The sequence below is a fragment of the Geodermatophilus ruber genome (assembly GCF_900114385.1).
In the GTDB taxonomy this organism is placed as follows: Bacteria; Actinomycetota; Actinomycetes; order Mycobacteriales; family Geodermatophilaceae; genus Geodermatophilus; species Geodermatophilus ruber.
Genome location: NZ_FOSW01000010.1, coordinates 178,138 through 185,875, shown reverse-complemented (window position 1 = coordinate 185,875; position 7,738 = coordinate 178,138). Strand labels below are relative to the sequence as shown.

Annotated in this window: 8 protein-coding genes; 1 reads left to right on the top strand and 7 read right to left on the bottom strand. The window is 75.1% G+C overall.

Annotated elements, in window-relative coordinates; genetic code table 11:
- On the top strand, positions 1–471 hold a 471-nt coding region (locus tag BMZ50_RS24320), incomplete at its 5' end, for an HNH endonuclease (RefSeq protein ID WP_177212841.1).
- A 49-nt stretch (positions 472–520) separates the two neighbouring features.
- Here BMZ50_RS24320 and BMZ50_RS16585 read toward each other — a convergent pair.
- From BMZ50_RS16585 to BMZ50_RS16555, 7 genes are all read right to left on the bottom strand, one after another.
- The gene (locus BMZ50_RS16585) at positions 521–1,735 is read right to left on the bottom strand and encodes an FAD-dependent oxidoreductase (RefSeq protein WP_091326720.1); all 1,215 of its coding nucleotides are present in this window, start codon (positions 1,733–1,735) and stop codon (positions 521–523) included.
- Positions 1,726–2,415, bottom strand: a complete 690-nt coding sequence (locus BMZ50_RS16580; protein ID WP_091326716.1) for a maleylpyruvate isomerase family mycothiol-dependent enzyme — start codon at positions 2,413–2,415, stop codon at positions 1,726–1,728. The genes BMZ50_RS16585 and BMZ50_RS16580 overlap by 10 nt, the downstream gene beginning before the upstream one ends.
- Entirely contained in the window at positions 2,412–3,239 is an 828-nt protein-coding gene (locus BMZ50_RS16575; RefSeq protein WP_091326713.1) for a fumarylacetoacetate hydrolase family protein, read from the bottom strand. Before BMZ50_RS16575 ends, BMZ50_RS16580 begins: the two co-directional genes overlap by 4 nt.
- Positions 3,239–4,354, bottom strand: a complete 1,116-nt coding sequence (locus BMZ50_RS16570; protein ID WP_218146303.1) for a cupin domain-containing protein — start codon at positions 4,352–4,354, stop codon at positions 3,239–3,241. Before BMZ50_RS16570 ends, BMZ50_RS16575 begins: the two co-directional genes overlap by 1 nt.
- A gap of 103 nt (positions 4,355–4,457) precedes the next feature.
- Positions 4,458–5,330: a fumarylacetoacetate hydrolase family protein gene (locus BMZ50_RS16565; protein ID WP_091326710.1), complete on the bottom strand. Its 873-nt coding sequence runs from the start codon at positions 5,328–5,330 to the stop codon at positions 4,458–4,460.
- Positions 5,331–5,341: 11 nt separating this feature from the next.
- Entirely contained in the window at positions 5,342–6,436 is a 1,095-nt protein-coding gene (locus BMZ50_RS16560) for a cupin domain-containing protein (RefSeq protein WP_091326707.1), read from the bottom strand.
- The gene (locus BMZ50_RS16555; protein ID WP_177212840.1) at positions 6,433–7,698 is read right to left on the bottom strand and encodes an FAD-dependent oxidoreductase; all 1,266 of its coding nucleotides are present in this window, start codon (positions 7,696–7,698) and stop codon (positions 6,433–6,435) included. Before BMZ50_RS16555 ends, BMZ50_RS16560 begins: the two co-directional genes overlap by 4 nt.
- Positions 7,699–7,738 lie beyond the last annotated feature (40 nt).

The following is a 7,738-nucleotide window of genomic DNA, read 5'->3' as shown; positions in this document are numbered from 1 at the left end:
CGCCCGCGGATCGCGCTCACCCACCCGCTCACCGGCGCCCTGCTCGCCCTCACCGACGCCGCCACCCTGCGCACCGGCGGCCGGGCCGGCCCGCCACCGGAAACCCCCGGGTACCGGCCGGGCGCAGCGCTGGCCGCCTTCGTCCGCGCCCGCGACCGCCGCTGCCGCTTCCCCGGCTGCCGCGCCCGCCCGAGCAGATGCGACCTGGACCACCAGCTCCCGCACGCCCGCGGCGGCCCGACAGCGCACGCCAACCTGTGCTGCCTGTGCGAGCACCACCACCGGCTCTCCCACCAGGCACCCGGCTGGTCGATGCGACCGATGCCCGACGGCGGCATCGCCTGGACCCTGCCCGGCGGCACCCAGGTGATCACCCAACCACCCGCCTACGGCACCGACGACGACCTTCCGCCATCAGGACGAACGGCAGGTGAGCCGCCGAGGGAAGTCGACGATCCGCCGCCGTTCTGAGAGCCGTGAGAGCCGGCCACCAGCACTGCTCCCCGGGGCGCCCGTGGACTCAGACCTGCGGCGGGCCGTAGAGCCAGTCGACGTACCGGGGGCCGTGCTGCGCCGGGTCGAGGGTGCGCAGCAGCTCGTTGCGCAGCAGCCGGGCGACGCCGTCGACGTGCCAGATCTCGCCCCACACCCGCGCGGTCGACTGCACCCGCGCCGTGCGGTCACGGCGGGCCTCGGCGTAGGCATCGAGCGCGGCCGGCACGTCCCGCGTCTCGGCGAGCGCCCCGGCCAGGGCAACGGCGTCCTCGATCGACTGACAGGCCCCCTGTGCCAGGTACTGCAGCATCGGGTGCGCCGCGTCGCCGAGCAGCGCGAGCCGGCCGTCGACCCACTGCCGGATCGGATCGCGGTCGAACATCTGCCAGCGCCGGTCCCGCCAGAGCAGGGGCAGTGCCTCCTGCACGGCCGCGCAGGTGCCGGCGAAGACCTGGTCCAGCTCCTCCGGGCCGCCCCAGTCGGGGTCGTCGGGGTTGGCCAGGTACCCCGGGGAGCGGAAGACCGCGACGGTGTTGGCCATCTCCCCGCCCCGCAGCGCGTACTGCACGCAGTGCAGGCCCGGGCCGATGAAGACGGTCACGTCGGCCGGGTCGACGTGCGCCCCCGCCCGGGCGAAGGGCACGGTGCCCCGGTAGGCGACGTAACCGGAGGCGACCGGCTCGTCGTCCGACAGCCGGGTCCGCAGCGACGAGCGCAGCCCGTCGGCGCCCACGACGGCACCGGCCCGGTGCACCGCCCCGTCGGCGCAGACCACCTCGGCGACCTCGCCGTCCTGCCGGACGTCGACGGTGGCCCGCCCCGTCTCCAGCGCCACCCCGGCCGCCGCGCAGGCCTCGACCAGCACGTCGAGCAGGTCCGAGCGGTGAGCGACGACGTACACCCCGCCGTACCGCTTCCGGAACTCCTCGTCGAGGTCGAGGGAGGTGAGCTCGGCGCCGTCGAGGGCGTCACGCAGCACCAGGCGTCGGGGCAGCACCCCGCGGGCGACCACCTCGTCCAGCACCCCGAGCCGGGCCAGCTCCCGCGTGGCGTTGGGCGCCAGCTGCAGCCCCGCGCCGACCTCCGCGAACTCCGCCGAGCGCTCCAGCACCCGCACCGAGCGGCCGGACCGCGCCAGCGCCAGCGCGGCGGTCAGCCCGCCGATGCCCCCGCCGACCACGACCACGTCCGCCGTGGTCTCGGCCGCCCGCACCGCAGGCTCCGCCGTCGTCACAGCCATGCCGGCACCTCCGGGATCCCGCCGTCGGCGTCCAGCCCCTTCCCGGCGCTCCGCCCGGTGAGCCAGCCGGTCACCGCCGGCAGCGGGCCGGAGACGGCGAGCGACCCGGTCCCCCACGTGCGGTCGCCCGCGGTCACGCGGACGTCGGGCAGCTGGCCGCGGCGCTCCCACATGCCGAAGACATCGTCGATCAGCGCCGCCTGCACGTCCTCGGCGACGTCGGCGAAGGTGACGCCGGCGTCCAGGTCGACGGCGTGCACGTACACCTCGCGGCAGCGCATCCACGGCACCTCCGCGGCCGGCACATCCCGTCCCTGTGCGGTGCGCACCGTCGCCGTCCAGGCCTCCTCGGGCAGGCCGTGCACCGCGTCGGCCAGCCGGCCCGCCGCGGCCAGCACCTCCGCGCGCAGCCGGGGCGCGTCGAACGCGGCGGCCTCGGCGATGCCGGCCTCGCGGGCCTCGGCCGAGGGGTACATCGGCGTCTCGACCCCGGTGCGCGCCCAGGTGAGCAGGTTGACCAGGGCGTCGGCGTTGCGGGCGAGGTGCGCGAGCAGCTGCCGGCGCGCCCAGCCGGGCAGCAGCGAGGGGGCGTCGAACTCCGCGTCGGTGAGCCGGCCCAGGGCCGTGCCGAGCAGCCGCTCGCCCTCGGCCCACCGGTCGAGCGTGGCGGGCCGGCTCATGCCGCCTTCTCCGCGACGCAGGTGTTGCGGCACTCCCCCAGGCCGGCGATGGCCGTGGTCAGCACCTGGCCGGGCTGCAGGTAGCGCTTCGGGTCGCGGGCGTGCCCCACCCCGCCGGGCGTGCCCAGCGCGATGACGTCACCCGGGCGCAGGGTCAGGATCGTGGAGACGTAGGCGATCGTCTCCACCGGGCCGAAGACGAGGTCGGCGGTGTTGGCCGACTGCACGATCTCCCCGTCCACGGCGCAGGTCAGGTCCAGCCCGGTCCCGGCCTCGTCGGGGGTGACCAGCTCCGGGCCCAGCGGCGTCGTGGCCTCGAACGTCTTGCCCTGCAGCCACTGCAGCGTGCGGTACTGCCAGTCCCGCGCCGTCACGTCGTTGAGCACCGTGTACCCGGCGATCGCGGCGGCGGCGGTGGCCTCATCGGCGTGCCGCACCGTCGAGCCGATGACGACGGCCAGCTCGGCCTCCCAGTCGACGGCCTCCGACGCCGCCGGCAGGACGACGTCGTCGTACGCGCCGACCAGCGCCTCGGGGAACTTGGCGAACAGGGTCGGGAACTGCGGGGTCTCCCGCCCCATCTCCTTGATGTGCGCGCCGTAGTTGACCCCGACGCAGATGATCTTGCCCGGCCGCGGCACCACCGGGGCGAGGTCGAGGCTCGGCCGGTCGTGCGCCGGCCCGTCGGCGGCCTCGGCGACCGCCCGCCAGTCGGGCCGCGCCAGGAGCTCGCCGACGTCGGCGTGCCCGGTCTCCACGGCGCGGTCGCCGTCGATCCGGACGGCGCGGGTGCCGCCGGCGGTGCGGATGGTGGCCAGGCGCATCAGTTGCTCACCTCGGTGCGAAGGAGGGACAGCTTCTCCAGGACGGGGGCGTCGGAGAAGGCGAACAGGTCCAGGCCGTCGGTGGCGGAGCCGTCGGCGGCCTGCAGGGAGAACTCGGTCCACGCGGGCACGACGAACACGTCGCCGTGCTCGAGGGTGCGGTCGAGGCCGTCCATGGTCACCGTGCCGCCGCCGGAGAAGACCTGCCAGACCGAGGACGCCGAGGTGCGGCTGCGCCGGGTGCGGGTGCCGCCCCGCAGCCGGTGCATCTCGGTGCGGATCGTGGTGAGCGCGTCCCCGCCGGTGGTCGGGTTGGTGAACCGGACCGCGGCGTGCCCGGGCTCGACGACCCCGGGCTGCCCCTCGGCCTCCAGCTCCAGCTGGGCGGCCAGGGCGGCGTCGGTGTGCGCCCACCGGTAGGCCATCAGCGGCGACGACGGGCGCGGCCGGCCGGCCGCCGACACCGGGGTCAGACCGGGGCCGCCCCACAGCCGCTCCGAGCGGCTGCGGTCCGGCGTGGCCTTGTCCCGCACCTCGTCGGGACCGAACTCGAAGAAGCCCTGGTCGGTCGCGGCCACCAGCGGGATGTCCAGGCCGTCGAGCCAGGCCATCGGGGTGTCGGAGACGTTCTGGTGACCGTGGAAGTGCCAGCCGGGGGTCAGCAGCAGGTCGCCGCGGCGCATCGCGACCGGGTCGCCGTCGACCACGGTCCACACGCCCTCGCCCTCCAGCACGAAGCGGAACGCCGACTGCGAGTGCCGGTGCTCGGGCGCGTTCTCCCGCGGCGCGAGGTACTGGATCGCCGCCCACAGGGTCGGGGTCGCGTACGGGTCACCGGGCAGGCCGGGGTTGCCGAGGCCGATGGCGCGCCGCTCCCCGCCGCGGCCGACCGGCACCAGGTCGGCGCTGCGCGCGGCCAGCGGGTACAGCTGCGACCAGCGCCACAGGTGCGGCACCGCCCGCGGCTCGGGGTGGTGCGGCATGAGCCCCTCGCGGGTGCGCCACAGGGGTGTCATGCCGACCGCGTCGAAGTCGCGGTACAGCTCGGCCAGCTTGCCCTGGTGCTCCGGGCTGTCGAAATCGACCGGCCCCGGACGGTTCTCCAGCGTGGTCACGGCACGCTCCCTCCACGTCGTTGGGCGAGGACGCCTCTGACGCTAGGGCGCGGTTCGTGACAGCACGACAGGTCGCCGTCGGCGTTCTGCTGCGCGGAACCGATCAGTGGACGGCGACCGTCATCGAGCCGATCCGGCTGATCGTCATCTCCAGCTTCTCGCCCGCGGCGATCGGCCCGACCCCGGGCGGGGCGCCGGTGAACAGCACGTCACCGGGCAGCAGCGTCATCACCTGCGAGGCGTAGGAGACGATCTGCGGCACCGGGGTCAGCAGGTCGCCGGTGTTGACCTCCTGCCGCAGCTCGCCGCCGCAGGCGAGCCGGATGTCGAGGTCCGAGCCGTCCCCGATCTCGTCGGCGGTGACCAGCCAGGGCCCCAGCGGGCTGAAGGTGTCGTAGCTCTTGCGGCGGGACCGGTCGGCGGCGCTGCGCACGGTGATGTCCAGCCCGGCGGTGAACCCGAGGACGGCGTCCATGGCCTGCTCGACCGGGATGTCCTTGCCGCCGGCACCGATGACCACCACCAGCTCGGACTCGTGGTGCACCTCGTGCCCGGCCGCCACCACGTCCGGCGGGAGCACGATCGCCGCGCCCGGCCCGACGATCGACGACGGCGCCTTGAGGAACACGTCGAACTCCATCATCCAGGCCTCGACCCGGCCGAGGGTCCGCTCCTGGACCCCGTGCATCTCGGCGACGTGCGCGCCGTAGTTGCTGGCGGCGGCGATCACCTTCGACGGGCCGAGCACCGGCGCCCGCAGGGTCACCCCGGCCACCGGGCGCGGGGTGCCCGCCGCGGCGGCCTCGCGCAGCCGCGGCGCCACCGCCGCGAAGTCCCGGCACAGCGCCCGCCACCAGCCGGCGGTGAGCGGGTCAGGGTCGTGCGGCCAGGGCAGTGCGTCGGTGACGTCGACCAGCGTCGTGTCGTCGGCGGAGACGACCCCGAGCCGGGCGTCGTCGAAGAGGGCGAGCTTCACAGGGCTCCAGTTCAGCGGGGGGTGAAGGTGCCGGTCACCGGCTGCGGGCCGGGCAGCACCTGCTCGCGGTGGACGCCCAGCGCCCGCAGCACGGGGGCGTCGGTGAGGAGGAAGAGGTCGGCCTGCTCGTCGGCGGCGTGCTCGACCGCGGACCAGGACGGCGCGACGAACATGTCACCGGGGCCCCAGTCGAAGCGCTGCCCGTCGATGACCGTCGACCCGTGCCCCTGGAAGGCCACGTAGACGGCATTGCCCGACCGGCGCACCGGCCGGCTGCGACCGCCCGCCCGGACGCGCAGCACCGAGCAGGCCAGGGTCGGCAGCACGCTGGCCCCGGTGGTCGGGTTGACGTACTCCAGCGCGATCAGCGGCTCGTCCGAGCCGGCGGCCAGCGCGTCCAGCTCGGCGGCGGTGTCGGCCCACCGGTAGATGAGCAGTGGCGAGGGGGCCGGGGTCAGCGCCCCGTCGACGGCGCCCTGCACGTAGCGGGTGCCCGGCGGGTGGGCCCGCTCGGAGAGGTTGTGCTCGGCCGGCTGCGGCTGGTTCTCCCCCAGGCCCGGGTACTGCTCGAAGAACACCGCGTCCAGCGCCTCCACCATCGGCAGGTCCAGGCCGTCGAACCAGAACATCTCCGAGTCGCCGCCGTTGACGTGGTCGTGCCAGTTCCACGACGGGGTGAGCACGAGGTCGCCGGGGTGCATGTCGCAGGCGTCGCCGTCGACCGTCGTCCAGACGCCCTCCCCCTCCAGCACCCAGCGGATCGCGCCGGGGGTGTGCCGGTGCGCCGGCGCGGTCTCCCGCGGGCCCAGGCACTGCAACGCGCCCCACAGGGTGCCGGCCGCGTACGGCCGGCCGCCGAGGCCGGGGTTCTGCAGGCTGAGCACCCGCCGCTCCCCGCCGCGCTCGACCGGCACGAGCTGGATCGCCCGGCGGGCCAGCGGCTTCATCGTCGCCGCCGACCACAGCCACGGGATCGCCTTCGGCTGCGGCGTGGGGGTGAGCAGCTGCTCGGTGATCGTCCACAGCGGCTTGAGGTCCACCGCGGCGAGGTCGCGGTACAGCGCCTCCAGCTCGAGGTCGGTGCGCGTCTCGGGGCTGGTGGTCATCGGAGCGCCTCCTCCTGCAGCTCGGCGGGCGGCCGGCCGATGCCGAACCGCTGCACGCTCTCCAGCAGCGAGACCCGGCGGATGTAGGCCCGGGCCCGCTGCGGGTCGGCGGCGATCGCCCGCATGTCGTCCTGGTGCTGCCGGCGGACGGCGTCGTCGCGCTCGCGCAGCCGGTCGGTGTTGCGCTGGGTGTCAGCCTGCACGTACTCCAGGGCGACGGTCCGCCGCACCCGGTCGTAGGTGGCCAGCTCCGCCTCGACGTCCGCCTCGCCGCGGGCGATGCGGCCCAGCCGGCGGGCGGCGTCCATGGCGTCGTGGATCCCGGAGTTCAGGCCCACGCCGCCGATCGGCGAGTTGATGTGCGCGGCGTCCCCGGCAAGGAGCACCGGGCCGACCCGCATCGCCGCCGCCACCCGCTGGTGCACGTTGTAGACCTGGTGGTCGATGACCGGGTAGCCCGGCTCACAGGGCGCCACCCGCTGGAGCTGGCGCTGCAGCCGGTCGGGGTCGCCGGCCTCCTCCGCGCTCAGCTCCGGGGGCACGGGCCAGACCACCCGCCAGGCCTCCGGCGTCCGGAGGATGAACAGCCACTCCTCCGGGTCGGCCACGTAGTTGACGTGGCCGAGGTCGGGCAGCAACTGCTGGAGGTCCACCGAGGTGCTGGTGATGGCGAACCGCTCGGGGTAGGTGAACCCCTCGAAGGGCACGCCCACCGCGTTGCGGACGGCGCTGCGCGGGCCGTCGGCGCCGATGACGTAGGACGCCGCCAGCTCGGTGTGCCCGTCGGGGCCCTCCAGCTCCAGGACGGGGCCGTCGCCGGCCACCCGGAGGCCGGTGAGCCGGGTGCCGAAGCGCAGCTGCACGCCCGGGTCCTGCTGCAGCCGGTCGAACAGCATCCGCACCAGGTGCTGCTGGTTGAGCTGCAGCCGGTACGGATAGCGCGTCTCGTCGGCGAGCAGCCGGAAGTCGAACTCGGCCACCAGCCCCTCGACCCGGTCGCGGAACTGGTAGGTCGGGACGACCAGGCCCTCGGCGTGCATCTGGTCGGTGATCTCGATGGACTCGAGCAGCTCGAGGGTCGCGGCGTGGAAGGTGCTGGCGCGCCAGTCCGGCCGGGGCTCGGGGTGCAGCTCCACGATGACCACCGGCAGCCCCTCGTGGGCCAGGGTGGCGGCGGCGGTCATCCCGACCGGGCCGGCGCCGACCACGACGACGGGCCGGTCGGGGCGCACCGCCGCGGCGGTGGCGGGATCCCAGGTCATGCACGTCAGGCTAGGCATCTGTTCCACCCTGAGTACAGTC

Bases quoted from the DNA above. Each gene is read 5' to 3' on its own strand.
- BMZ50_RS16580 (WP_091326716.1), bottom strand. From the start codon at position 2,415: ATGAGCCGGCCCGCCACGCTCGACCGGTGGGCCGAGGGCGAGCGGCTG.
- BMZ50_RS16555 (WP_177212840.1), bottom strand. From the start codon at position 7,698: ATGACCTGGGATCCCGCCACCGCCGCGGCGGTGCGCCCCGACCGGCCC.
- BMZ50_RS16560 (WP_091326707.1), bottom strand. From the start codon at position 6,436: ATGACCACCAGCCCCGAGACGCGCACCGACCTCGAGCTGGAGGCGCTG.
- BMZ50_RS16575 (WP_091326713.1), bottom strand. From the start codon at position 3,239: ATGCGCCTGGCCACCATCCGCACCGCCGGCGGCACCCGCGCCGTCCGG.
- BMZ50_RS16585 (WP_091326720.1), bottom strand. From the start codon at position 1,735: ATGGCTGTGACGACGGCGGAGCCTGCGGTGCGGGCGGCCGAGACCACG.